Genomic DNA, 22,698 nt, shown 5'->3' with positions numbered 1-22,698 from the left:
CCGATGAAAATTCTGGCCATTTGCGTCGGCGCCGCCGAAACGCTGCCCGGCAGGAAAAGCAGGACCGGCATCAACAAGCATGCCGTGAGCGGCGGCGTCATGATCGACGAGGAAGGTCTGATCGGCGATGCGATCTGCAATCGCGAGCATCACGGCGGCCGCGACCAGGCCGTCTATGTCGAGGGATCGTTGACGCTGGATTGGTGGGCGAAAGAACTCGGGCGCCCTCTGGAGCCCGGCACGTTCGGCGAAAATCTCGTCATCGAAGGGCTCGACAATTGCGCAGTCGCCGTCGGCGATAGATTCATAGCCGGCAATCTTGTTCTGGAGGCCACCTCGGCTCGTATTCCCTGCGCGACCTTCGCCGCGAAGATGGGTGATCCCAAATTCGTGAGACGCTATACGCGTGCGGGGCGCCCCGGCATCTACTGTCGTGTCGTCCAAGGCGGCACCGTAGCAGCGGGCGCCTTCGTGACCTACGTTCCCTATGCAGGCAGCCCCGTCACCATGCCGGAAATGATGGCGACTTTCGGCAGGCAACTATCGCCGCAGGATCGAGCGCGTTATCTGGCGGCGCCCATTCACTACAAGCTGAGGGCCATGCTCGAGGGCGACGCCGGTAATCTCTAGGCTCACCGCATGGCGATCGCCACGGCGGCACCCGCCATGGTGCCGGCGCTGGCGCGATTGGCGATGCGGACGGCGCGGCGGCTCTTCAGGAACGTCCTCGCCTTTGCCGCAAGCATTGCCCAGGAAAGATCGATGACAACAAGCACCACGAACATCGTCGCCACAAGCTCGGCCCAGCCGGAAAGGGTGACGGCATGAAGATCGATGATCGAGGGCAGCAGTGCCACGTAGAACACCATGATCTTCGGGTTGCCCATGGTCACCGTGAAGCCGGCGAGGAAAAGCCGCGCGGCTGATGGTTCGTCTGGCAGCTGTTCCTCTGCCGTGTCCGAGGCCGCAAACCACATTTTCCAGGCGAGATAGAGAAGATAGGCGACGCCAAGCCATTTGATCACCACGAAGGCCCAGTGAAAGGTTTCGGCGATGGTCGCAAGGCCCGCAACGGCGCAGGTCAGCCAGATCGCTTCGCCCAGCCACATGGCGGAGAGAAAGGGCAACACATTGCGGGCGCCCTTGGTGAGCACGCGTGCTACGAGTGCTGCGATGTTCGGCCCCGGCGATCCGGCCGCGATGAACAGTGCACCGGCAAAAACAAGCAGCATCGACAGGCTCATCGCATTCTCTCCGATCGGGTAGGCCAGAAGGCATATGGAAGACACCCAGAAATAGCACCCTGGCTGCCGTTTTCCAAATTCCCGATGTCCTCCTCAGCCGAGTTGCGCGCGAAATCGCTCGAAGAATGCCTTGCCCTCAGGCCAATCGCTCAGCCCGGATGCTGAATTGATATGACCGAGTGGCCCCACACTCACAAACTCGCTGCCCCAGATTTCGGCGCTATCCCGGGAATAATCGTAGGGGCCGTAGGGATCGTTGGTGCTGGTGACGAGCATGGACGGAAACGGCAGCCGTTGCCGCGGCGGATTGGCGAAACTGCCGGCCCCAGTCAGATAGACCTCACCGGTCGGATCGGGTGGCGCGACAACGAAGGCACCAAGGATCGGCGTTTTCTGGACGGGTGCCCAATGCGCGATCAGCTGGCAGGCAAGACTATGAGCGATCAGGATCGGCGGCGTTTTCGAGCGGGCGATCTCCCGTTCGAGCGCTGCGATCCAGTCTGCGAGGATCGGTCTGTCCCAGCTCGATGGCTGGAATCGCCGTATGTGCGGATCCTGCCGCTCCCACAAGGTCTGCCAATGATCTCCGTCGGAGCCACCAAGCCCCGGCAGCATGATGATATCGCTCATCTCTGTCCTCTCTCGCTATCTGGTGGAGAAAAACTGACACGTCGCTCAAGCAATTGACATTGCAATCCATTGGATAAAATCTTCTCCAACCGATGAATTAAAGGTGGAAAATGGAAGGCGCCGAGAAGGAGTTGGACCCGACCGACATGTCGATGATCGAGATCCTGCAGCGGGATGGAAGGATCTCGGTATCGGAACTCGGTCGCCGCGTCGGCCTTTCGCAACCGGCGGCATCGGAGCGGTTGAAGCGGCTGGAAGAGCGAGGTGTGATCGCAGGCTATCGTGCCGTCGTCGATCCCGCTACGGTCGGGCTCGGCATGATGGCGGTCATCCGGCTTCGCACCTCGCATGAGCATATCCGTCCATGCCTGAAGCAGTTTTCGGAAATGCCCGAGATCATCGAAGTTCTCAGATTGACGGGGGAGGATTGTTTCCTGCTCAAGGTCCTCGTGCCGACAGCCGCCAACCTTGAAACCATCGTCGATTCCATCGCCCGCCATGGCGCGGTGACGACGTCGCTGGTGCTGCGGAACGAACCGGTAAAGCCGATCGGCCGCGAATTGATCCGCAAGACGATCGCCCGGTGAGGGAGCCTTTGGGCGCCGATCTCAGAAAGGCAGCTTGAAACCGGGCGGGATCGGCAGGCCGGCGGTCAGCTCGCGGGTCTTGTCGGCGGCGATCGCCTCGGCCTTTTCCTGGGCATCCTTGTTGGCGGCGACGATCAGGTCTTCGAGGATCTCGACATCGTCTTCCTTGAAGAGCGACGGATCGATCTTGATGCCCAGCATCTGGCTCTTGCCGTTGACGGTGACGGTGACGAGGCCGCCGCCGGCCTTGCCTTCGACGCGAATGTCGGCGATTTCCGACTGCATCTTCTCCATCTTGGCCTGCATTTCCTTCACTTTGCCCATCATGCCCATGATGTCACGCATCGTCATTGGTCCTTCTTTTGCGTATCGTCAGCGTAATTGGTGAGGATGGGATGCGAAGGCCGCTCCAGGCGTCGAGCCCATGCGGTTCCGCTGCCGTTCATCCTACTCCTAGAATTCTATGTCGTCGCCCGGCAGAATATCCCCGTCGACGGATTCTGCGATGGCTGGAGCGGTTGTCTGCTCCTCCTCTTCTTCCGTCTCCGGTGCCCGCACGCGTACGTCGATGATCTTTGCACCGGGAAACTGCGACAGGATCGCCGCGACATCCGGGTCCTGCCGCGCATCGGCGACCCGCTGCTTCTGCGCGTTCGCTTCGGCTTCCACCAGCGTCGGCTCGCCTTCGTCGCGGCTGAGACTGACAATCCAGTGGATGCCGGTCCATTCCTTCAGCTTGACGGCAAGCTCGTTCAGCAGTGTGCCGGGAGCGCCTGATGTCAGGTTGACGTCGAGCCGGCCCGGCTCCAGCCGTACGGGGCGCACGAAGGTGCGCACCAGCACCTTCAGCTTCGGATCGCGCTTCTGGCCGGCAAGCTCGGCGATATCGGCCATCGAATTGATCGGCACGAGCGGCTTTGGCGCTTCGGTCGGCCTCGGCTCAATACGTCCCACGGGTTGCGAATCCGGCTGCGTATTCGGCACCGAACGCAACATGGCAACCGGCGCCGAGGGCGCGGGTCGTGGCGCTGGTGTTTCGACGGCTCTCGCCATGGCAGTGCCCTGGTAGGAAACCGGTGTCCCTCCGCCGCTGCCGATGGGGGATGCCGACGGTGGGCGAGCACCGCCATTGCCATCAGAAAATTCCACAAGCCTGCGCGCGGCATCTTCCGGTGCGGGCAGATGCGCGGCATGCGCCAGCCGTATCAATACCATTTCGGCAGCACCGGCAGTCCGCGACGCGTTCTCGGTCTCGGCTATGCCCTTCAGAAGCATCTGCCAGATGCGCGACAGTGCCGTCACCGCCACGCCCTGCGCAAACTCCAACGCTTTTATGCGCTCGACTTCGCTCAGCGACGGATCGTCGGCGGCATCGGGCACATATTTCAGGCGGGTGACGAGATGGGTGAAATCGGCAAGGTCGGTCAGCACGACGACGGGGTTGGCGCCGGCCTCATACTGGCTGTTGAACTCAGCCAAGGCGGACGAAACATCGCCTTTGACGATGTGGCCGAAGAGATCGACGATGCGGGCGCGATCGGCAAGTCCCAGCATCGAGCGCACGGCATCGGCTGCAACAAAACCGCTGCCGTGGGCGATCGCCTGGTCGAGCAGCGACAGACCGTCGCGCGCCGAGCCTTCGGCGGCCCGGGCGATCATGGCGAGCGCTTCCGGCTCTACCTCGATGCCTTCCTTGCCGGCGATGGTGGTGAACAGTCCCACAAGATCGGACGCGCTGATGCGGCGCAGGTCGAAGCGCTGGCAGCGCGACAGGACCGTGATCGGCACCTTGCGGATTTCTGTCGTGGCGAAGATGAATTTCACATGCTCGGGGGGTTCTTCCAGCGTCTTCAACAGGCCGTTGAAGGCGGCCGTCGACAGCATGTGCACTTCGTCGATGATGTAGACCTTGTAGCGCGCCGATACCGGCCGGTAGCGCACCTGCTCGATGATCTCACGGATGTCGTCGATACCCGTATGGGAGGCGGCGTCCATCTCGATGACATCGACATGCCGGCCTTCCATGATCGCCTGGCAATGCTCGCCTGGCTCGCGCAGATCGATCGTTGGGCGATCGATGTCCGATGTCTTGTAGTTGAGTGCACGGGCAAGGATGCGGGCGGTCGTCGTCTTGCCGACGCCGCGCACGCCGGTCAGCATGTAGGCCTGCGCGATGCGCCCGGTCTCGAACGCGTTGGTGAGCGTGCGGACCATCGGCTCCTGGCCGACCATAAGATCTGTGAAGTCCTTGGGCCTGTACTTGCGGGCCAGCACCCGGTAACCGGTGCCGGTCGAGGCGGCATCTTTTGCTTGTCGCTCGCTGTCGCTCATCGCCCTGCTGTTGCCCGCAGAAAGCCGGGTCTTGCTTTCGGAAAGGGTGGGAGGCTGGCACGATGACCCGTGCCGGGCTCGTTAGGGCTGCTTCCTTCCGGACCTGACCCGGTTGGCGAGTGGCTCGTCCACCACCAACCTCCCGGATGCACATATCGGCAATATCGCCATCAAAAGCAAGCCAAGGTCAAAAAAAACTGCTAAACATTTGATAAAACAATGGAGGATGCCCCTTGAAAGACTTCGCTCTCGACGAGAGACTGGCGAATGACAGCGTTTCCGTCGTGATGACAGGCCTTTGCGACGTGCGCCTGATGAAGGATAGCCGTTGGCCGTGGCTTCTGCTGGTGCCCCGCCGGCCCGATAAATCGGAAATATTCGAGTTGACACCGCTCGACCAGATTTTGCTCACTTTCGAGACCGAGAAGGTCGCGAGCGCCCTGAAGACGCTGACAGGGGCGACAAAAATCAACGTCGGGGCTCTTGGAAATATCGTCCGTCAGCTTCATGTTCATGTGATTGCGCGGTTCGAAGGGGACGCAAACTGGCCCGGCCCGATCTGGGGTCACGGCAAGGCGGAGCCCTATTCGGACGAAGATATGAACAGCTTCATAGCCAAGTTGCGGGACACGCTTTCACAATGAGCCATTCCATCTTTTCCTCGGATGCGCCCCATCCGGAAGCCAGCAGTCTCACCGCCTTTGCGGAAAATCAGCTTAACCGGGATGCCGAGCATCGCGACGAGGAATCGATCAAGCAGGCGCTGGCCAAGGAAGGCACGCATATCCTGGCCTTCGCCAAGGAGCAGCTGGTCTTGAAGCACGACGGCCAGGTGCTCGATCCGCTGTTTGCCCGCTACGAGTTGCAGGAACTCGATCCGGATTGGGAGGCCGCCGTGCTGCTCGGCTACCGCAGGACCGGCGAGCCGCGGCTGGCCGTGCCGGTACGCATCAATGCCGACGAGCTCGCGAGCCAGTACAAGCCGGCCGACATGCGCTCGCTCTGGCGCGACCTCTTGCTGGAGGGCGAAATCCTCGGCGAGGCGGCGCAGGGCATGAGCCTCATCCGCTGGAACAGCGACAACCGCTTCTGCGGGCGGTGCGGCTCCGTCATGGAAAGCCGCATCGGCGGCTACAAGCGGGTCTGCACGGCCTGTGAACACGTGATCTTCCCGCGCACCGACCCGGTCGTCATCATGCTGACGGTCGATGAGGAACGGAATCGCTGCCTGCTCGGCCGCAGCCACCATTTTGCGCCCGGCATGTATTCCTGTCTGGCCGGTTTCGTCGAGCCGGGCGAAACAATCGAGAACGCCGTGCGCCGCGAGACGCACGAGGAATCCGGCATCCAAACCGGCCGCGTGCGCTATCATGCGTCACAGCCCTGGCCGATGCCGCACTCGCTGATGATCGGCTGCTATGCCGAGGCGAAGTCGACGGAGATTCACATGGACGAAGCCGAGCTCGAGGACTGCCGCTGGTTCACTCCGGAAGAAACGCTTGCCATGCTCGATCGCGTCTCCGCCTCCGGCAACACGTCCCCGCCAAAGGGGGCCATTGCCCATCGCCTGATGCGCGACTGGGTGGAATGGAAACGATAGGTCTTTGCCTGACATGGCACGCTCGGAACGCTTGTTGACGCTGCTGCAGACGCTTAGGCGCTACCGCCGCCCGGTCAGCGGTGCTGTTCTGGCGGAGGAAACCGGCGTCAGCCTGCGCACGCTCTATCGCGATATCGCGAGCCTGCAGACACAGGGCGCCATGATCGAAGGCGAGCCGGGCATCGGCTATGTTCTGAAGCCTGGCTTCATGCTGCCGCCGATGATGTTTTCGCAGGACGAGATCGAAGCGCTGGTGCTGGGGTCCCGGTGGGTGGCGCGTGCTACCGACGCGCGACTGGCGGCAGCGGGCGCGGATGCACTTGCCAAGATCGCCGCGGTGCTGCCGGCCGAGATGCGCGACGAGGTCGATCAGGCAGCGGTGGTCGTCGCGACGCGCCGCATCACCGAGGACAGGACCGATCTCTCCCTCATGCGCAAGGCGATCCGCACGGAGCGCATGGTGCAGCTGACCTACGGCGATGTGAACGGCTCCATTTCGACCCGGCGGATCTGGCCCTTCGCGCTGGGCTATTTCGACAATTCGCGCATCATCATGGCCTGGTGTGAACTGCGCCAGGATTTTCGTCATTTCCGCGCCGACCGTATCGTCGATTTCGCGGTTCTGGAGGCACGCTATCCACGTCGCCGCGTCGCCTTGGCCAGGGAATGGCACGCCCGGGAGGGCGTCGTCCACAACTGACCTCGACACCCAACACTACTGCCAGAAACTGTCAGTAGGCTTGGCTATTATCGGCACCATCCAAGCAGGATGGGAGGACCGATCATGGCAAGCAACGTTTTCATCACTACGAAACAAGTGCAGCGCGGCGGCGTCGAAGCCGGCAAGGGCAATGATGTTTCAATATCGGCACCGCTGGCTCGCCTCTCGCAGATTGCGCTTGGCTATTTCACCCGTCGCTGGAACCGCCTCGATATCGAGGAAACGCCGAATTCCGTGAAGCGCGATCTGGGCTTCCTGGACGGACGCGCCCCTTACCGTGAGGAAGAGCGGATGCACTAACCGCACCGCCGACTCCCAGCCTAACTTCCGACACGCTCAACTCGCCTTCCGCCGGTAAGCTTCGCCCAGCTTGCCGGACCGCATATGCTCGCCCTCATATCCCTCAAAACCAAAGGAATATCCCGATGACCAACCCCAACCTCATCATCTTTTATGTCAAGGATCCTGCCGAGAGCACGCCGTTCTACCGTGACCTGCTCGGTCACGAGCCGGCCTTCGCCTCGCCGAATTTCGTGGCTTTCTCGCTCAACAACGGCTTCAGCCTTGGCCTGTGGCGTCGCAGCAGCGTCGAACCGCAGCCCTCCGCCATCGGCAATCGCGGCGAACTGGGCTTCATGGTCGAAGGCGCAGGCGCCGTCGAACAGCACTACAAGGATTGGAAGGCGCGTGGTCTGCCGATTGCGCAGGAACTGACGACGATGGATTTCGGCCCGACCTTCGTCGTCCTCGATCCTGACGGTCATCGGCTCCGGGTTTGTGAGCCGGATAAATAAGCTGCCAGGCGTGTGGCTTGCCCCTCACCCTAGCCCTCTCCCCGCTCGCGGGGAGAAGGTGGCCGACAGGCCGGATGAGGGGCAAATCGTCCATTATTCGAGTTGACTTGCGGCATTCGCGGAAGAGACTGATCGATAACCCAGAGAGCTAGGGAAGGCGCAATTGCTGCATCACATTTCATTCGGTGTCGCGGATATCGAGAAAGCCGCTGCATTCTATGACGCGGCATTTGCACCGCTTGGCTATGTGCGGGTTTGGGAAGACCTAAACCCAGGCAATCCCGACCAAGCGATCGGATATGGCCCAGCAGGCGGCGGCGACAAGTTCGCCATCAAATTGCGGAGCAAGGACGCTCGAGCTCCCAGCTCCGGCTTTCATCTCGCCTTTGCCGCACCAGGCCGCGAAGCCGTTTCGTCGTTTTATGAGGCTGCGCTGGCTCACGGCGGCGTGGACAATGGGGCACCGGGTCTTCGGCCTCACTATGGCCCGAATTATTTTGCCGCCTTCGTCATCGATCCGGACGGCCATCGCATTGAGGTCGTTACCAAGGCTGCGGAATAGCTGACGGTGGAAGCGCAGCGGTATCGCCATCCGCCCTCGTGGTTCGAGGCTGCAGCCCTTCGACAGGCTCAGGGTGCTTTCGCACCTCACCATGAGGACTGATCTTTTGTGCCGCCACAGAAGGCACTCCACCTCATGGTGAGGGGCACTGCCGTGGGAGCGCAGCGAAAACGGTGGTGCCTCGAACCACGAGGTGGCTTCCGACACGACCGGACTTAGAGATCGCCCCGCATCGGATGCCCCTTGTAGACGCCGAGGATGCGGACTTTTTCCGAGAAGAAGCGCAGTTCTTCCAGCGCGCGGCGCACATGCGCATCGGCGGGATGGCCTTCGATATCGGCATAGAATTGCGTTGCGACAAAACGGCCGCCGAGCTGGTAGCTTTCGAGCTTCGTCATGTTGATGCCGTTGGTGGCGAAGCCGCCGAGCGCCTTGTAGAGCGCGGCGGGAATGTTGCGGACGTTGAAGACGAAAGTGGTGACGATTTTTTCGTCCGGCGCGCTGCGTTCCGCCCAGGTCTCGTTGCGCGACAAAACGACGAAGCGCGTCATGTTGTCTTCGGTGTCCTCGACATTCTCGGCGATGATTTCAAGGCCATAAAGGTCGGCCGCAAGCCGTGGCGCCAGCGCCGCCATGCTGCGGTCGCCGGTTTCCTGCACCAGCTTGGCCGCACCCGCCGTATCGCCGGCGATGACCGGCTTCCAGCCGTTGGCGCGCACGATCTTGCGGCACTGGCCGAGCGCATGGATGTGGCTGTGCACCGTGCGGATCTCTTCCTTGGTCACTCCAGGCAGCACCATCAGCTGGAAGCGAATCGGCATGAAATATTCGCCGACGATATGCAGTCGCGATTCCGGCAGCAGGTGGTGAATGTCGGCGACGCGCCCGGCAATGGTGTTCTCGATCGGAATCATGCCGAGATCGGCTTCGCCGTTGTCGATCGCGGTGAAGGCGTCCTCGAAGGTTTGGCAGGGCAGCGGCTCCATGGTCGGGAACATGTCACGGCAGGCCATGTCGGAATTGGCGCCGTAGTCGCCCTGGAAGGAGATCTTGTTGGTCTTGGTGATCATGGGACTGCCTTTGGGGAGTGCCGTCAGAGAGAAGCGGCGGAAAGGATACGGCGAGCCTTTTCGAGGTCGGCGGGAGTATCGACACCGAGTGGGATCGTGTCAACGATCTCGACGTCGATGCGCATGCCGGCTTCCAGCGCCCGCAGCTGCTCCAGCGATTCGCGCAGTTCCAGCGGCGATGGGCCGAGGCTGACGAATTTTGCGAGCGCCGCGCGACGATAGGCATAAAGGCCGATATGGTGATAGAGCGGACCATTGCCGTAGGGCGCGGTCGTCCGGGTGAAATAGAGCGCCCGCAGGCGATTGTCCGAAATGGCCGAACCGACCACCTTGACGACGCTCGGTGCCGTCTTTTCTTCCTCGTCCTTGATCTCGACGGTCAGCGTGGCAATGTCGACGGCCGGATTTTCGAGCGGACGCAGCGATGCGCGGATGGTTTCGGGATCGATGGTCGGCAGGTCGCCCTGGACATTGACGATGATTTCGGCGCGGCCTTCGGGATCGACGGCCTGCAGCGCCTCATAGATGCGGTCCGAGCCCGATTGATGATCCCTGCGCGTCATGACGACTTCGAAGCCGGCATTGGCAACGGCGGCATAGGTATCCTCGTGATCGACGGCGACGACGATGCGACCGATCGCCGCCTCGCGCGCGCGCTTGGCAACCTGTACGATCATGGGCAGGCCGCAAATATCCGCGAGCGGCTTGCCCGGCAGCCGAGTGGAAGCCATGCGGGCGGGAATGAGGACCAGGGTCTTGTCTAAATTTGAATCTGTCATTCTTGGGCCTTCTATTCCCGCGGGAAAAGTGTCAAAACGTCTCATGGTGGAGGCGGTTTACAGAGTTGCAAGAAACAGCCAAAAGACATAGGTTTCGCGCGAATTCAAGATGGGCCGGCAGAGGATGCTGGTGGCGAGGGGAGCATAGCAGATGAATTCATCCTACGTGAACATGGGAGTCGGGGCACTTTTGGCCACGCTGTTCGTGTTGAAGTCCGTGTCGCTCGCGTCAGGATTTATTTTCCATTCAGAGGCACCGGAAAAGCCCGGTTTCGCCATCGTCGCGGCCGAGGAACCGGCTGCAGGCGACAAGGCCGCGGCCGCCAAGCCGGATACGCCGATCGCCCAGCTCTTGCAGAAGGCTGATGCCAAGGTCGGCGAAACGATCTTCAAGAAGTGTCAAGCCTGTCATTCCGGGGAAAAAGGCGGACCGAACAAGGTCGGCCCGGATCTCTGGGGCATCGTCGATCGCCCGGTCGGCGAGCATGAGGGCTTTGCCTATTCCTCCGGCATGAAGGACTTCTCCAAGGGCGGCTCGGAAAAGTGGACTTACGATCATCTCTATCACTTCCTCGCTGCTCCGAAGAAGTTCGTTGCCGGAACGGCAATGGGCTTTGCCGGCCTGCCCAAGGAAGAGGATCGCGCCAACGTGATCGCCTATCTGCGCACGCTTGCCGATACGCAGGTGCCGCTGCCGGATCCGAACGCCGCGCCGGCTGCTGCGACCAACTGATATTGACATCGGTACCCGCAATCGAAAGCCCGGTCAGAATGGCCGGGCTTCTTCGTGCCGTTTTTCAGAGAGCATGCTTGCGCGAGCGCGTCCTCTGATCGAGATCATAGACCTTCAGCCCTTCCTCGGCCTTGGGCGGCACGCGCCATTCCTGCGGAGCCAATGCCTTGCGGCCGTCGCGCAAGCCAGCGTCCCAATGCTCGCGCATCGAAAGCGCTGAGAACTCGTAGTCCTTGGAATGTGAGCGGAACTGCTTGTTACGATAGATCAGGTGGATGATGGTGACGCTGTAGTCGCAGCTATGCACCTGCAGCTTCTGGATTTCGGGGTCGGCCTTGGCCTCATCGGGAAGGTGGGCATAAAGTTCGGATATGGCGCGCCTCAGGCGGTGGCGCTCCAGAAAGAGGTCGGTGTTCAGTCGGGTGCGGCTCGAATAGGTGATGTCCTTGCGCCGCTCCTCGACTTCTTCGAGATCCTGCGGCAGATTGCCGACGGCGCTGAAGAGATCGACCTGAAACACCACGGTATCGACGCCCGCGCCGTTGCTGAGCACGTAGCCCAGCGGCGTGTTCGAAACCAGGCCGCCGTCCCAGTATTGCTCGCCGCCGATCTTGATCGCCGGAAAGCCCGGCGGCAGGGCGCCGCTCGCCATTACGTGTTCCGGCGCGATCTTGGTGTCCTTATTGTCGAAAAAGGCGAAGTTGCCGGTGCGCACATTGACCGCACCGAGGCTGAGCCGCACCGGGCCGTGATTGATTCGGTCGAAATCGACATGGTCGAGCAGCGTCTGCCGCAATGGCTCGGTGTCGTAGATGCTGGTCGCGCCCTTGGAACCAGGCGCCTGGAACCAGGATGGAATCTGCCAGGGCGAAAAGAAGCCGGGGACGCCGAAGGTCGACACCCACCAGCTGCTGACCGTGCGATAGAAAGCGGTGCTCTGGCGCTGCTGTTCCATCAACACGTCGACCGGGAGCTGGATGCCGACCTTGTTCCAAAAGGAGCGCAGCGCCTTGAGCCGCTCTCCCGGCACATTGCCGGCCATGATCGAGGCATTGATCGCGCCGATCGAGATGCCGGCGATCCAGTCGGGTTCGATATTCTGTTCTCGGAGCGCTTCGAAGGCGCCCGCCTGATAGGAGCCGAGAGCGCCGCCTCCCTGGAGTACGAAGACTTTCTGCGAATAGGCCGAAGCGGGATTGGTGAGTGGAGCTGCAATATTCATGTGCCATCCTTTGCTGCGCTTCAGTCTTCAAGGCTGCGATGCGCAAATATATGACCATTTTCCTGCCTGTTTCTCCGAATGCGGAGATATGTCGTCCCGGCCATTGGCGGCTTGGGGCCGGCCTAGCCGAGAATATAGGCCCAGAGCGACACCGAAAATGCGCCGAGCGCGGTCGTCAGCGTAATCGTCGAGGCTGCGAGACTGTGACCGACGCCGAAGCGATTGGCAATCAGCCAGGCGTTCACACCTGTTGGAACTGCGGCTGTGAGCACGAGTGCGGCCCGCCATTCCGGGCTGAGACCGAGGAGGTGGCCGGCCGCCAGCACTGAGGCCGGCAGCAGGAAAAGCTTGAAAGCCGCCATGACGCTGGTGATGCCGAGATTGCCTGATAGCCCGTATTGGCGCAGCGCCATGCCGAGCGAGATCAGCGCCGCCGGGCCGGCAATATTGGCGATGCTGTCGACGACGGTGCCAAGCGTCGCCGGCAAGGGAATGCCGACGATATGCACGACGAGGCCGCAGAGAAGCCCGATGACCAGCGGATTGCGGACAAGGTTCCTGCCGACCTGCCGGAGGAGCTTCCATATGCTGCGGCCGGCGCCGCCGTTTTCCTTGCGTTCGGCCTGCTCCATCAGCAGCGTGCCGGCGATCATCATCGTCGGCAGATGCACGGCAATCAGGATCGACATCGCCATGATGCCGTCTGGCCCGACCGTGCGCCCCACCAGCGGCAGGCCGATGAAGATCGTGTTGGCGAAGGCGGAGGACACGCCGGCCAGTACGCCGATGCGCGCATCCCGCCCGAACAGCCGCGTCGCCACCAGATGGCCGGCAGTCCAGGTGATGGCAACGCCGGAAAAATAGGCGATCCACAATCGAAACGGCGAGGCGCCGCGAAAATTCGCCTCCGCAATGGTCTGGAACAGCAGCAGCGGCACGGCGATCTTGAACACGAACTCGCTCATCGCCTCGCCGACCTCGGCCTTCAAGAGACCGGTGCGCACGATCACCCAGCCGACGAGAATCAGCAGGAAAACCGGAAGGACGTCGGTAAAGATTTCGGACATGCCGGGCGAGGGCCGTGAAGGGTGAGCTCGAGGGATTTGACCCGGAAGTTGTAGCAGCTTGGCCCATCGTGAGAAGCCGCAAAAGCAAAAAAGCGGGATCAAACCCGCTTTTGCCGATCCGGTCCCGCCGGACGGTCCTCCCGGTGCACATGCCGCCAGTTCATCCGTGGTCGGCCCGCGTACCGGGGAGGCGGAAGGTATCATACCTTCCCAGGCTGGCTTGGAGGCCTTGTGAGCTTCCGATCCCAGCCGCTTGTTAAGGATTTACACATGGAAAGTGACAGTCGAATGACTGATGGGAATTAAGTTAACTGTCCCGGTGCCGATTTTTCTTCCAAACTTCGGAAAAACCGATAATACCGGATACCGGCTATCACCTATACCGGGACCCTCCTATTGATGACTCGCTTCGATGTACTGACCGTTGGCAATGCCATCGTCGACATTATCGCCCGCTGTAACGATCAGTTCCTGATCGACAACAAAATCACCAAGGCCGCGATGAATCTCATCGATGCCGAGCGCGCGGAACTTCTCTATTCCCGCATGGGCCCGGCGCTTGAGGCGTCCGGCGGCAGCGCCGGCAATACGGCCGCGGGTGTGGCGAATTTCGGCGGCAGGGCCGCTTATTTCGGCAAGGTCGCCGAGGATCAGCTCGGAGAGATCTTCGCTCACGATATCCGCGCCCAGGGCGTGCATTATGAGACCAAGGCGAAAGGCACCTTCCCGCCGACCGCCCGTTCGATGATCTTCGTCACCGAGGACGGCGAGCGCTCCATGAACACCTATCTCGGCGCCTGCGTGGAGCTCGGCCCGGAAGACGTGGAGGAAGATGTCGTCGCCGACGCCAAGGTCACCTATTTCGAAGGCTATCTCTGGGATCCGCCGCGCGCCAAGGAAGCGATTCGCGAATGCGCCCGCATCGCCCACGCCAATGGCCGCGAAATGTCGATGACCTTGTCCGACAGTTTCTGTGTCGGCCGCTATCGCGGCGAATTCTTGGACCTGATGCGTTCGGGCACGGTCGATATCGTCTTCGCCAATCGCGATGAGGCTTTGTCGCTTTACGAGACCGAGGATTTCGACACGGCGCTGACGCTGATTTCAGCCGATTGCAAGATCGCAGCTGTCACGACAGGCAAGGACGGCGCCGTCATCGTGCGCGGCACCGAACGTTATGTGGTCGATGCCCATCCGATCGAGGAGCGCGTCGATACGACCGGTGCCGGTGATCTCTTCGCCGCCGGTTTCCTGTTCGGCTATACGCAGGGCCGTACGCTCGAAGATTGCGGCAAGCTCGGCAACCTCGCCGCAGCTATCGTCATCGAGCAGATCGGTCCGCGGCCGATGCGATCGCTGTCGGAAGCCGCCAAGGAATTCGGGCTCCTTTGATGGGGCTCGTTGTCTGAAGCTTTTTCGTTTTCTCAGATAGTCGAAGCCGCCTTCAGCAGACCGCTGCGGGCGGCTTTTCCTATAAGGCCGGCCGGGGCCGCCTATACCCAGAAAAGCGTCGCAGTCCCGGCCTCATAGAGGATGAGGATGCCGAGGGCGATCAGGATGAACGGCACGATCCTGTGCCCGTGGCGTCTGATCGGTGCGCCAAGCGTCGGATGGTTCACCAGAGAATGGGCAGCGCCGAGCCAAGCCGCCGTCAGGATCGCGAAGATGCAGCCGATGGCCAGGATCTCATAGGCGGAGCGGGTGGCAAAGAGCGGCGTATAGATGCTGATGTTGTCGCCGCCATTGGCGATCGTCACCAGGGTGACGGCGACGATATTGCTATGCCCCGCTGAAGCCTTCTCGTGGTCCTCCGGATTGTCGCCTGTTTCGACGCCGTTCCAGAGCTCCCATAATCTCCTGAAGCCGAAAAAGATCGGCGCGAAACCGAGCAGGCCGATATAGGTGGCGGGAATGACGAGCACGAGGAACGAGGCGACAACGCTGACAGCATAGAGAACGGCAATGCCGAGATACTGGCCGATGACGACCTGCTTCGCCCGGAATTTCGGATCGGCAAAGAAGCCGAGAAGAACGAAAATGTCATCCACATTGGTCGAGGCGAACACAACGATGGCAACGCCGAAAACGCCTAACATATAACCCAAGGCCGCCACTCTCCCGTTCCGATGCCGGATATATCATTGCGCCGGAAAAGTTGCGCGGTTGCTGATGTCGCGGAGCTTTGTGGAATTCTCTACTTGAAGGCTTCGCCGGGATAGGCGCCCCAGATCTCGGACTGTGCAACCCAGCCCTCCGTGCCATCGGCGGTGACCATGCACCAGTCGCCGGTGCATTCGCGAACGCTCATCATCACGCCGGGTTGAAGCTTGGCGATGACGCTGGCGGATGGCTGGGCGTCGCGGCGCATGTTGACGAAGACGGCCTTGCCCTTGCCCTTCATCCATGGGGCTGCGAGCGCCGAGCGCTGGCCCGACAGCAGCGACTGGTTGACCCAGCCCTCGGTGCCGTCGGAATCGCGTACGCGCCGCCAATTATCGTATTCCTGGATGATCTCGACCGGCAATCCCTGCTTGAGATAGAGCCATGAGACGGCATAATCCGCGCTCGGACCGATGCGCAGGTTGACCCGCTTCGACTTCAGCGTGACGAACCTCGGCAACGGCAATCCGCTCGGCCCCTTGGCGGCCTGCGCCACGGCAAGATCGGCGGCGGCACCGGCCATCATCAGGCCGATCGCGAAAATGGCGCAGGACTTCAATACTCTGCCACGCATGGGATTTCCGTTCGTTCATCATGATCAAGGCGCCGTCGGGTCGCCTTTTGGCTCCGGTCAGCGGCAAATCCCTGGATCGCGCCAGCGAGTTTTGTTTGTCTTCGCCTGCGGGTCTGGTAGAAATGCCCGGAACGGGAAAATTATCCCGCTTCTTGGTTAAGAACATCTGAACAAGGCATCGCCGCTCTCCATGACGACGAAGAAAAAACCGAAGGTTTACGTCACGCGCAAACTGCCGGATGCGGTGGAGACGCGGATGCGCGAACTGTTCGACGCCGAACTGAATATCGACGACCGGCCGCGCACGCCGGCGGAGCTTGCCGCGGCGGTTCGAACCGTGGATGTGCTGGTGCCCACGGTCACCGATCGTATCGACGCCGCGCTGATCGAAGAGGCCGGGCCGCAGATGAAGCTGATCGCCAGCTTCTCCAACGGCACTGACCATATCGACGTCGAAGCCGCCGCCCGCCGTGGCATCACGGTCACCAACACGCCGAACGTGCTGACCGAGGATACCGCCGATATGACGATGGCGCTCATTCTCGCTGTGCCGCGCCGCCTCGCCGAAGGTGCGCGGATACTGACCGACAACCCCGGCGAATGGGCGGGATGGTCGCCGACCTGGATGCTCGGCCGCCGCATTCACGGCAAGCGCATCGGCATCGTCGGCATGGGGCGCATCGGCACCGCCGTTGCCCGCCGCGCCAAGGCATTCGGCCTGTCCATCCACTATCACAACCGCAAGAGGGTCAATCCGGCGACGGAAGACGAGCTCGAGGCCACCTATTGGGACAGCCTCGACCAGATGCTTGCCCGCGTCGATATCGTTTCGGTCAATTGCCCGTCCACGCCCGCGACCTTCCATCTGATCTCGGCGCGCCGTTTGGCGCTGCTGCAGCCGACGAGTTATATCGTCAACACGGCGCGCGGCGATGTGATCGACGAGACGGCGCTGATCAAGATCCTGCGCGAAGGCAAGATCGCCGGCGCCGGCCTCGACGTGTTCGAGAACGAGCCGGCCGTCAGTCCGAAGCTGGTGAAGCTCGCCAATGAGGGCAAGGTGGTTATTTTGCCGCATATGAGTTCGGCCACATTGGAAGGCCGCATCGACATGGGCGACAAGGTCATCATCAACATCCGCGCCTTCATCGACGGACATCGTCCGCCCAATCGCGTGCTGCCGTTTCGCTGATACGTTTTCGCTCGGCGGGTGGCGCTTTGAGCCGGCCCGGTTTTGCCCAGGGCGCAAGTTGTCATTCACATCCAAAATCAATGCATCCGCCTCGGGGCCGGTCACGCCCATGTCATAAAGGCGACCCAGAGATGACCGCAGGTACGAAGCAGGAAGGGCAGAAGAGAAATGGCACGGGCGCTACCGCATGAGCGGATCCAATATGTCGTTGAAGGCGGCTTTAAGCTGTCGGGTGAGATCGAGCCGAGCGGCAACAAGAATGCCGCGCTGCCGATCATCGCTGCATCGCTGCTGACCGATCAGCGCGTCGAGCTCAGCAACGTGCCGCGCATCCGCGACGTCGAGGCGCTCGTGGAGTTGATCCAGTCGGTCGGCGCGAAGGTGCGCTGGCTCGGGCGCAACGAGCTCGAAATCGAGGCACGCGAACTGCGCCCCGCCAATCTCGATCCGGGCCTCTGCGCCCGCATCCGTGCCTCCATCTTGCTTGCCGGCCCGATGTTGGCGCGTTGCGGCGAGATCACCTTGCCGCCGCCCGGCGGCGACGTCATCGGCCGCCGGCGTGTCGACACGCATTTCCTGGCGCTGGAACAGCTCGGCACCGAGATCAGCGTCAACCACGTCTATAGTTTTCGCGCCGAACGGCTGCGCGGCGCCGATGTCTTCCTCGACGAACCCTCGGTGACGGCGACGGAAAACGCGCTCTGCGCTGCGGTGTCAGCCGAAGGCACGACGATCCTGCGCAACTGCGCCTCCGAGCCGCATGTGCAGGATCTGGCGCGCTTTCTCATCGCCATGGGCGCCCGCATCGAAGGGATCGGCACCAACATGATGACGATCCACGGCGGCCAGCCGTTGGGTGCCGTCACGCACCGGATCGGGCCTGACCATAACGAGGTGGGGTCGCTGATCGGCCTTGCCGCCGTCACCGGCTCGGAAATCACCATCCGCAAGGCGGGTGTCGAGCATCTGCGCTCCACCTTGATGACCTTCGAGCGCCTCGGCATCCGCTGCCGTATCGAGGGCGATGATCTGATTATTCCCTCCGGGCAGGAGATGAAGATCCAGTCCGATTTCGGCGGCCATATTCCGAAGATCGAGGACCAGCCGTGGCCGGCTTTCCCGGCCGACACTATGTCGATCGCCATCGTCACCGCGACGCAATGCGACGGTGTCGTTCTGATGTTCGAGAAGATGTTCGAAAGCCGGATGTTCTTCGTCGACAAGCTGATCGCCATGGGCGCGCGAATCGTTTTGTGCGACCCGCATCGCGCCATCGTCGCCGGCCCGTCGAAGCTGCGCGCCGCCCAGCTCGAAAGTCCCGACATCCGCGCCGGCATGGCCATGCTGATCGCGGCGATGTGCGCCGAAGGCACGAGCATCATCAACAACGCGCAGCAGATCGAGCGCGGCTATGAGCGCATCGAGGAGCGGCTGAACGCGCTCGGCGCCCGCATCACGCGCATCCCGCCGCGGGAGGCGTGAGGGCCGAAGGCGCGAATCGCTACGGTAGGAATTTCTGCATCTCGATCGACGTCGTGCGATCGAAGCCCGGATGGCGATTCTCGGCGGTTTTGGCGAAGCCCAACGCGGCGAAGGTTGCATGGTTTTCGGTAAGTTCGATGCGCGTTTCCAGCCGCAGGACGGCGAGACCTCGCTCGCGCGCGTCAGCCTCCGCATATGTCAGCAGACGCCTGCAGATCCCCTTGCGTTGCGCGGTCGGCAACACGGCCAACTTGCCGATATAGAGGCTATCCGGCTCGGCGCGACAAAATACACAGCCGGCTATCTTATCTCCATCAAGCGCGACATAGCCGATCTCGTTGCGAGCTTTTTCCCTGAGGGACTGCGACGTCAGCGCAAGCGCAGATGAGGGTGGGTCGATCCGTCCGTTCATATAGGCGAAAGAGGCAAGGATGAGGTCGAGCAATGCGTCCCAGCGGTCGAAGCTGCCATTCAGCCGTTGAATCGTAATATCGCTCATTCCGCTGCCACCTTGCTGCGCTTGCGGCGATAACGAATGGTCTCGAAGCGCGCCGTGAGCGCGTCGTAGAGCAGCAGTCGGCCGATCAGCGGTTCGCCGATGCCGGTCATGAGCTTGATCGCCTCCATCGCCATCAGCGTGCCGATGACGCCGGTCAGTGCACCGATGATGCCGGCCTCCGCGCAGCTTGGAATTAAGCCTTCCGGCGGCGGTGCCGGGAAGAGATCGCGATAGCGCGGATTGGGCGCGCCGTCGGTGCCGTTCTCATAGGGCTTCAACGTCGTCACGGACCCGTCGAATCGCCCGACCGCGCCGGTCACGAGCGGCAGGTGGGCGGCTTCAGTCGCGTCGGCTGCGGCATAGCGCGTGTCGAAATTGTCGGAGCCGTCGATGACGAGATCGAAACCGGCGAGATGCCGCGCAGCCGTGTCGGCGGAGAAACGCTCCTCGAAACGGACGGTCCGCACATGCGGGTTGAGCCTTGCGATGGCGTCAGCCGCACTTTGCGTCTTCAATTCGCCGATGGTGCCGGTGTCATGAATCACCTGCCGCTGCAGGTTGGACAGCGAGACGCGGTCGTCGTCGGTAATGCCGAGCGTACCGACGCCGGCGGCCGCAAGATATTGCAATACAGGCGCCCCGAGCCCGCCCGCGCCGATCACCAGAACGCGCGCGGCCTTCAATTTCTGCTGGCCGGCGCCACCGATTTCGGGCAGCAGGATATGGCGCTGATAACGGGCGATTTCGTCTGAGGTTAAAGGATCCATGGCGGCAATTCTATCATGATCGGCGGTTTTGAGGTGCTAGGATTTTGTAATGCCGCCATGCGCCACGGTAAAGAACTGCGCGCGCTCGCCGAGCGCTGAAAACATCGCCTTGTCCGTGCCGGTCATGAACGCCTGTCCGCCGAGCCCATCGATGAGATCGAACAGTGCGGCGCGCCGGCCCTCGTCGAGATGCGCGGCAATCTCGTCAAGCAGCAGGATCGGCGCGTGCCCGGTCAGATTGCCGACGAGGCGCGCATGGGCGAGGATCAGGCCGACAAGCAGGGCCTTCTGCTCGCCGGTCGAGCAGCGTTCCGCCTCCATGTCTTTTTCGCGATGGCGCACCAGCAGGTCGGCTCGGTGCGGCCCATCCAGCGTTCGCCCGGCCGCCGCATCGCGGTAGCGTCCCTCGCGCAGCAGGGCGGCGTAATGATCCTCGAGGTCGACGGCCGGTCGATCGAATTGCCCGTCGAGGAAGCCGGAAAGTTCAAGAGCCGCCGAGGGAAATGGCGTTGCCTCGCGCGTTTCGGCAATCAGCCGCGAAAGAAGGCCGAGCATCTCCTGCCGCGCGATCGCCATGGCGATGCCGAGGCTCGCCATCTGCTCCTCGATGCCGGCAAGCCAGGAGGGATCGAACCGGCCCTCGGACAGCAGCTTGTTGCGGCTGCGCATCGCGCGCTCGAAATCGCTGGCACGACGGCCATGGGCGGGATCGAGCGACAGCACCAGCCGGTCGAGGAAGCGGCGGCGTTCGGAAGAGCCGCCAGTGAAGAGGCCGTCCATGGCCGGCGTCAACCAGAGAACGCGCAGATGATCGGTCAACTCGTCCACGGTCTTGGCCGCCGTGCCGTTGATTCGCAATTTGCGGGTCGCCGCCTCGTCTGTCGCGTCGATGCCGGTGCCGATCTCGACTGAGCCCTCAATGCCTTCGAGTTCGGCAAAGATCGAAAATCCACCCGGCGCACGGACGCGAGTGATATCCGCATAGGCTGCACGCCGCAGGCCGCGCCCGGGCGAGAGAAGAGAAACCGCCTCCATGAGATTGGTCTTGCCGGCGCCGTTGTCACCGGTCAGCACCACATGCCGCTCGTCAAGCGCAAGTGCGGCCGCCGCATAATTGCGGAAGTCGGTAAGCTTCAGGCGCGAGATGAAAACCTTGTGCGGCATTGGTCTTTCGGATTCTTAGTCGGTGGCCGAGGGGTATGCCGAACATCGCCCGAGCGCAAGGATTTTGCCGTGCACATCAGCCTCACGGTGAGGAGGCCCGTAGGGCTGTCTCGAGCCACGAGGGCTGGTGATTCGGCCGCAAACGAAAAAACCGGCCGAATCACCGGCCGGTTTTATGGGAAGCAATTTGATTCGCCGTTCAATCGCTGAAGGTATCGAAGAAATCCTTCATGCGGGCAAAGAAGCCCGTCGATTCGGGATTGTTGTCCTTCGACGAGATCTGCTCGAATTCCTGCAGGAGTTCGCGCTGGCGCTTGGTCAGTTTCTGCGGCGTCTCGATCTGGATCTGGATATAGAGATCGCCGACCTGGCTCGAGCGCAGCACCGGCATGCCCTTGGCCTTCAAGCGAAACTGCTTGCCGACCTGCGTCCCCTCGGGAACGGTGACGCGCGATTTCGTGCCGTCGAGCGTCGCCACATCGAAGGTGCCGCCAAGCGCGGCCGTCGTCATCGAGATGGGCACCGCGCAATAAAGGTCGGCGCCGTCGCGCTGGAAGAACTCATGCGGCTTGACGGAAAGGAAGATGTAGAGGTCGCCCGCAGGCCCGCCACGAAGACCCGCTTCGCCTTCGCCCTGCAGGCGGATACGCGTGCCGTCCTCGATGCCGGCCGGAATGTTGACGGAGAGCGAACGCTCTTCGGTCACGCGGCCCTGGCCATGACACTTGGTGCAGGGATCGGGAATGATCTGGCCGCGGCCATGGCAGGTCGGGCAGGTACGTTCGACAGAGAAGAAGCCCTGTGCGGCGCGCACCCGGCCGGAGCCCTGGCAGGTGCCGCAGGTCTTCGGCTGCGTGCCGGGCTTGGCACCGGAGCCGGAACAGACGTCGCAGGTGAGCGAGGTCGGCACGCGGATCTGCGCCGTCTTGCCGACGAAGGCTTCCTCGAGCGAGATTTCCATATTGTAGCGAAGATCGGCACCGCGTTCGCGACCGCCGGAGGAACGTCCGCGTGCGCGGCCGCCACCCATCATCTCGCCAAAAATATCCTCGAAAATATCGGAGAAACCGCCGCCGCCGAAGCCGGCACCAAAACCGCCTCCGCCACCCATGCCGCCGTGCTCGAAAGCCGCGTGGCCATAGCGATCATAGGCCGCGCGCTTCTGCGGATCCTTGAGCGTCTCGTAGGCTTCGTTGATTTCCTTGAACTTCCGCTCGGCGCTGCTGTCGTCCGGGTTCTTGTCCGGATGAAATTGCATCGCCAGCTTGCGAAAGGCGCTCTTCAGCTCTTTCTCGTCCGCCGTCTTTGAGACGCCCAATGTCTCGTAAAAATCCGCTTTTGCCATTAAGGATTAGACCCCGGAAATGGATTTCCGGCTGCCCGAAGGCAGCCGGATCATGCGCACAACCCCTTAAATTGATAGGGTTTAAGGAAAGGCTTATGCGCCACTTTAAATTCCGCTGCGCCCTTTGCGCGTCCAAAAGGACGCGCGGCGCAGTAGCTCCTCGAGAACCTTTCGG

General features: G+C 61.9%; 26 protein-coding genes and 1 other RNA gene. 12 read left to right on the top strand and 15 right to left on the bottom strand.

Translation table 11 applies throughout. From position 1 onward, the window contains the following. Window positions 1-3 precede the first annotated feature (3 nt). Window positions 4-630, top strand: a complete 627-nt coding sequence (locus tag FHT28_RS31455) for an MOSC domain-containing protein (protein ID WP_168598365.1) — start codon at window positions 4-6, stop codon at window positions 628-630. Between the two features lie 2 nt (window positions 631-632). Here the strand turns inward: FHT28_RS31455 and FHT28_RS31450 are convergent, their stop codons facing one another. Together FHT28_RS31450 and FHT28_RS31445 are read right to left on the bottom strand one after the other, a co-directional pair. After that, window positions 633-1,244, bottom strand: a complete 612-nt coding sequence (locus FHT28_RS31450) for a LysE family translocator (protein ID WP_037199268.1) — start codon at window positions 1,242-1,244, stop codon at window positions 633-635. Window positions 1,245-1,337: 93 nt separating this feature from the next. Further along, on the bottom strand, window positions 1,338-1,874 hold the full coding sequence (locus FHT28_RS31445) for an alpha/beta fold hydrolase (RefSeq protein WP_168598364.1): 537 nt from the start codon (window positions 1,872-1,874) through the stop codon (window positions 1,338-1,340). 110 nt (window positions 1,875-1,984) lie between these two features. On the opposite strand from FHT28_RS31445, the gene FHT28_RS31440 reads away from it, so the two are divergent. After that, window positions 1,985-2,461 (top strand): Lrp/AsnC family transcriptional regulator, encoded by a 477-nt coding sequence (locus FHT28_RS31440; protein WP_168598363.1) that lies wholly within the window; start codon window positions 1,985-1,987, stop codon window positions 2,459-2,461. Window positions 2,462-2,482: 21 nt separating this feature from the next. On the opposite strand, the gene FHT28_RS31435 is transcribed toward FHT28_RS31440, so the two are convergent. The 3 genes from FHT28_RS31435 to ffs form a co-directional block, all read right to left on the bottom strand. Then, entirely contained in the window at window positions 2,483-2,806 is a 324-nt protein-coding gene (locus FHT28_RS31435) for a YbaB/EbfC family nucleoid-associated protein (RefSeq protein ID WP_037199350.1), read from the bottom strand. A 108-nt stretch (window positions 2,807-2,914) separates the two neighbouring features. After that, window positions 2,915-4,792 (bottom strand): DNA polymerase III subunit gamma/tau, encoded by a 1,878-nt coding sequence (locus tag FHT28_RS31430; RefSeq protein ID WP_168598362.1) that lies wholly within the window; start codon window positions 4,790-4,792, stop codon window positions 2,915-2,917. A 46-nt stretch (window positions 4,793-4,838) separates the two neighbouring features. After that, window positions 4,839-4,935, bottom strand: an RNA gene (gene ffs / locus FHT28_RS31425) — signal recognition particle sRNA small type. Between the two features lie 90 nt (window positions 4,936-5,025). Here ffs and FHT28_RS31420 point away from each other — a divergent pair. From FHT28_RS31420 to FHT28_RS31395, 6 genes are all read left to right on the top strand, one after another. Next, window positions 5,026-5,436: an HIT family protein gene (locus FHT28_RS31420; protein ID WP_037199263.1), complete on the top strand. Its 411-nt coding sequence runs from the start codon at window positions 5,026-5,028 to the stop codon at window positions 5,434-5,436. Further along, entirely contained in the window at window positions 5,433-6,392 is a 960-nt protein-coding gene (nudC, locus tag FHT28_RS31415) for an NAD(+) diphosphatase (protein WP_037199262.1), read from the top strand. Before FHT28_RS31420 ends, nudC begins: the two co-directional genes overlap by 4 nt. A gap of 13 nt (window positions 6,393-6,405) precedes the next feature. Further along, window positions 6,406-7,092 carry a YafY family protein gene (locus FHT28_RS31410; protein WP_037199261.1) on the top strand — a complete coding sequence of 229 codons (687 nt, stop codon included), beginning with the start codon at window positions 6,406-6,408 and terminating at the stop codon, window positions 7,090-7,092. Window positions 7,093-7,176: 84 nt separating this feature from the next. Then, window positions 7,177-7,413, top strand: coding sequence for a hypothetical protein (locus tag FHT28_RS31405; RefSeq protein ID WP_037199260.1), 237 nt, complete (start codon window positions 7,177-7,179; stop codon window positions 7,411-7,413). Between the two features lie 125 nt (window positions 7,414-7,538). Then, complete coding sequence (locus FHT28_RS31400; RefSeq protein ID WP_037199259.1) at window positions 7,539-7,907, top strand: VOC family protein; 369 nt, start codon at window positions 7,539-7,541, stop codon at window positions 7,905-7,907. A gap of 163 nt (window positions 7,908-8,070) precedes the next feature. Then, a complete protein-coding gene (locus FHT28_RS31395; protein ID WP_168598361.1) occupies window positions 8,071-8,469 on the top strand; it encodes a VOC family protein in 399 nt (132 codons plus the stop codon). 215 nt (window positions 8,470-8,684) lie between these two features. On the opposite strand, the gene FHT28_RS31390 is transcribed toward FHT28_RS31395, so the two are convergent. Together FHT28_RS31390 and FHT28_RS31385 are read right to left on the bottom strand one after the other, a co-directional pair. Then, window positions 8,685-9,539, bottom strand: a complete 855-nt coding sequence (locus FHT28_RS31390; protein ID WP_168598360.1) for a prephenate dehydratase — start codon at window positions 9,537-9,539, stop codon at window positions 8,685-8,687. Window positions 9,540-9,562: 23 nt separating this feature from the next. Continuing rightward, the gene (locus FHT28_RS31385; protein ID WP_047640552.1) at window positions 9,563-10,318 is read right to left on the bottom strand and encodes a 3-deoxy-manno-octulosonate cytidylyltransferase; all 756 of its coding nucleotides are present in this window, start codon (window positions 10,316-10,318) and stop codon (window positions 9,563-9,565) included. 151 nt (window positions 10,319-10,469) lie between these two features. On the opposite strand from FHT28_RS31385, the gene FHT28_RS31380 reads away from it, so the two are divergent. Continuing rightward, window positions 10,470-11,051, top strand: a complete 582-nt coding sequence (locus FHT28_RS31380) for a cytochrome c family protein (RefSeq protein WP_037199255.1) — start codon at window positions 10,470-10,472, stop codon at window positions 11,049-11,051. A gap of 64 nt (window positions 11,052-11,115) precedes the next feature. On the opposite strand, the gene FHT28_RS31375 is transcribed toward FHT28_RS31380, so the two are convergent. Together FHT28_RS31375 and FHT28_RS31370 are read right to left on the bottom strand one after the other, a co-directional pair. Further along, window positions 11,116-12,273, bottom strand: a complete 1,158-nt coding sequence (locus tag FHT28_RS31375; protein ID WP_168598359.1) for a patatin-like phospholipase family protein — start codon at window positions 12,271-12,273, stop codon at window positions 11,116-11,118. 122 nt (window positions 12,274-12,395) lie between these two features. After that, on the bottom strand, window positions 12,396-13,340 hold the full coding sequence (locus FHT28_RS31370; protein WP_047561123.1) for an AEC family transporter: 945 nt from the start codon (window positions 13,338-13,340) through the stop codon (window positions 12,396-12,398). A 399-nt stretch (window positions 13,341-13,739) separates the two neighbouring features. Here FHT28_RS31370 and FHT28_RS31365 point away from each other — a divergent pair, with 399 nt between their 5' ends. Continuing rightward, window positions 13,740-14,732, top strand: a complete 993-nt coding sequence (locus FHT28_RS31365; RefSeq protein WP_037199252.1) for an adenosine kinase — start codon at window positions 13,740-13,742, stop codon at window positions 14,730-14,732. Between the two features lie 101 nt (window positions 14,733-14,833). On the opposite strand, the gene FHT28_RS31360 is transcribed toward FHT28_RS31365, so the two are convergent. After that, window positions 14,834-15,436, bottom strand: coding sequence for a cadmium resistance transporter (locus FHT28_RS31360; RefSeq protein WP_112442454.1), 603 nt, complete (start codon window positions 15,434-15,436; stop codon window positions 14,834-14,836). A 98-nt stretch (window positions 15,437-15,534) separates the two neighbouring features. Further along, the gene (locus FHT28_RS31355; RefSeq protein WP_037199250.1) at window positions 15,535-16,074 is read right to left on the bottom strand and encodes an SH3 domain-containing protein; all 540 of its coding nucleotides are present in this window, start codon (window positions 16,072-16,074) and stop codon (window positions 15,535-15,537) included. Window positions 16,075-16,264: 190 nt separating this feature from the next. Between FHT28_RS31355 and FHT28_RS31350 the strand changes: the two genes are divergently transcribed. Together FHT28_RS31350 and murA are read left to right on the top strand one after the other, a co-directional pair. Continuing rightward, a complete protein-coding gene (locus tag FHT28_RS31350) occupies window positions 16,265-17,266 on the top strand; it encodes a D-glycerate dehydrogenase (RefSeq protein WP_037199248.1) in 1,002 nt (333 codons plus the stop codon). A 168-nt stretch (window positions 17,267-17,434) separates the two neighbouring features. Next, window positions 17,435-18,748: a UDP-N-acetylglucosamine 1-carboxyvinyltransferase gene (gene murA / locus FHT28_RS31345; protein WP_168598358.1), complete on the top strand. Its 1,314-nt coding sequence runs from the start codon at window positions 17,435-17,437 to the stop codon at window positions 18,746-18,748. Between the two features lie 19 nt (window positions 18,749-18,767). On the opposite strand, the gene FHT28_RS31340 is transcribed toward murA, so the two are convergent. The 4 genes from FHT28_RS31340 to dnaJ form a co-directional block, all read right to left on the bottom strand. Next, window positions 18,768-19,238: a GNAT family N-acetyltransferase gene (locus FHT28_RS31340; RefSeq protein ID WP_348645047.1), complete on the bottom strand. Its 471-nt coding sequence runs from the start codon at window positions 19,236-19,238 to the stop codon at window positions 18,768-18,770. Between the two features lie 5 nt (window positions 19,239-19,243). Next, window positions 19,244-20,014 (bottom strand): molybdopterin-synthase adenylyltransferase MoeB, encoded by a 771-nt coding sequence (locus tag FHT28_RS31335; protein ID WP_037199243.1) that lies wholly within the window; start codon window positions 20,012-20,014, stop codon window positions 19,244-19,246. Between the two features lie 36 nt (window positions 20,015-20,050). Beyond that, window positions 20,051-21,178, bottom strand: coding sequence for a DNA replication/repair protein RecF (recF, locus tag FHT28_RS31330; RefSeq protein ID WP_168598356.1), 1,128 nt, complete (start codon window positions 21,176-21,178; stop codon window positions 20,051-20,053). A gap of 199 nt (window positions 21,179-21,377) precedes the next feature. Continuing rightward, entirely contained in the window at window positions 21,378-22,523 is a 1,146-nt protein-coding gene (gene dnaJ, locus FHT28_RS31325) for a molecular chaperone DnaJ (RefSeq protein WP_037199240.1), read from the bottom strand. Window positions 22,524-22,698 lie beyond the last annotated feature (175 nt).

Origin of the sequence: Rhizobium sp. SG570 (assembly GCF_012275345.1) — a bacterium.
Lineage (GTDB): Bacteria > Pseudomonadota > Alphaproteobacteria > Rhizobiales > Rhizobiaceae > Rhizobium > Rhizobium lusitanum.
This window is presented reverse-complemented; position numbering and strand designations above follow the sequence as displayed.

Bases quoted from the DNA above. Each gene is read 5' to 3' on its own strand.
- FHT28_RS31455 (WP_168598365.1), top strand. From the start codon at position 4: ATGAAAATTCTGGCCATTTGCGTCGGCGCCGCCGAAACGCTGCCCGGC.
- FHT28_RS31450 (WP_037199268.1), bottom strand. From the start codon at position 1,244: ATGAGCCTGTCGATGCTGCTTGTTTTTGCCGGTGCACTGTTCATCGCG.
- FHT28_RS31445 (WP_168598364.1), bottom strand. From the start codon at position 1,874: ATGAGCGATATCATCATGCTGCCGGGGCTTGGTGGCTCCGACGGAGAT.
- FHT28_RS31440 (WP_168598363.1), top strand. From the start codon at position 1,985: ATGGAAGGCGCCGAGAAGGAGTTGGACCCGACCGACATGTCGATGATC.
- FHT28_RS31435 (WP_037199350.1), bottom strand. From the start codon at position 2,806: ATGCGTGACATCATGGGCATGATGGGCAAAGTGAAGGAAATGCAGGCC.
- FHT28_RS31430 (WP_168598362.1), bottom strand. From the start codon at position 4,792: ATGAGCGACAGCGAGCGACAAGCAAAAGATGCCGCCTCGACCGGCACC.
- nudC (WP_037199262.1), top strand. From the start codon at position 5,433: ATGAGCCATTCCATCTTTTCCTCGGATGCGCCCCATCCGGAAGCCAGC.
- FHT28_RS31410 (WP_037199261.1), top strand. From the start codon at position 6,406: ATGGCACGCTCGGAACGCTTGTTGACGCTGCTGCAGACGCTTAGGCGC.
- FHT28_RS31405 (WP_037199260.1), top strand. From the start codon at position 7,177: ATGGCAAGCAACGTTTTCATCACTACGAAACAAGTGCAGCGCGGCGGC.
- FHT28_RS31400 (WP_037199259.1), top strand. From the start codon at position 7,539: ATGACCAACCCCAACCTCATCATCTTTTATGTCAAGGATCCTGCCGAG.
- FHT28_RS31390 (WP_168598360.1), bottom strand. From the start codon at position 9,539: ATGATCACCAAGACCAACAAGATCTCCTTCCAGGGCGACTACGGCGCC.
- FHT28_RS31385 (WP_047640552.1), bottom strand. From the start codon at position 10,318: ATGACAGATTCAAATTTAGACAAGACCCTGGTCCTCATTCCCGCCCGC.
- FHT28_RS31380 (WP_037199255.1), top strand. From the start codon at position 10,470: ATGAATTCATCCTACGTGAACATGGGAGTCGGGGCACTTTTGGCCACG.
- FHT28_RS31375 (WP_168598359.1), bottom strand. From the start codon at position 12,273: ATGAATATTGCAGCTCCACTCACCAATCCCGCTTCGGCCTATTCGCAG.
- FHT28_RS31370 (WP_047561123.1), bottom strand. From the start codon at position 13,340: ATGTCCGAAATCTTTACCGACGTCCTTCCGGTTTTCCTGCTGATTCTC.
- FHT28_RS31365 (WP_037199252.1), top strand. From the start codon at position 13,740: ATGACTCGCTTCGATGTACTGACCGTTGGCAATGCCATCGTCGACATT.
- FHT28_RS31360 (WP_112442454.1), bottom strand. From the start codon at position 15,436: ATGTTAGGCGTTTTCGGCGTTGCCATCGTTGTGTTCGCCTCGACCAAT.
- FHT28_RS31355 (WP_037199250.1), bottom strand. From the start codon at position 16,074: ATGCGTGGCAGAGTATTGAAGTCCTGCGCCATTTTCGCGATCGGCCTG.
- FHT28_RS31350 (WP_037199248.1), top strand. From the start codon at position 16,265: ATGACGACGAAGAAAAAACCGAAGGTTTACGTCACGCGCAAACTGCCG.
- murA (WP_168598358.1), top strand. From the start codon at position 17,435: ATGGCACGGGCGCTACCGCATGAGCGGATCCAATATGTCGTTGAAGGC.
- FHT28_RS31335 (WP_037199243.1), bottom strand. From the start codon at position 20,014: ATGGATCCTTTAACCTCAGACGAAATCGCCCGTTATCAGCGCCATATC.
- recF (WP_168598356.1), bottom strand. From the start codon at position 21,178: ATGCCGCACAAGGTTTTCATCTCGCGCCTGAAGCTTACCGACTTCCGC.
- dnaJ (WP_037199240.1), bottom strand. From the start codon at position 22,523: ATGGCAAAAGCGGATTTTTACGAGACATTGGGCGTCTCAAAGACGGCG.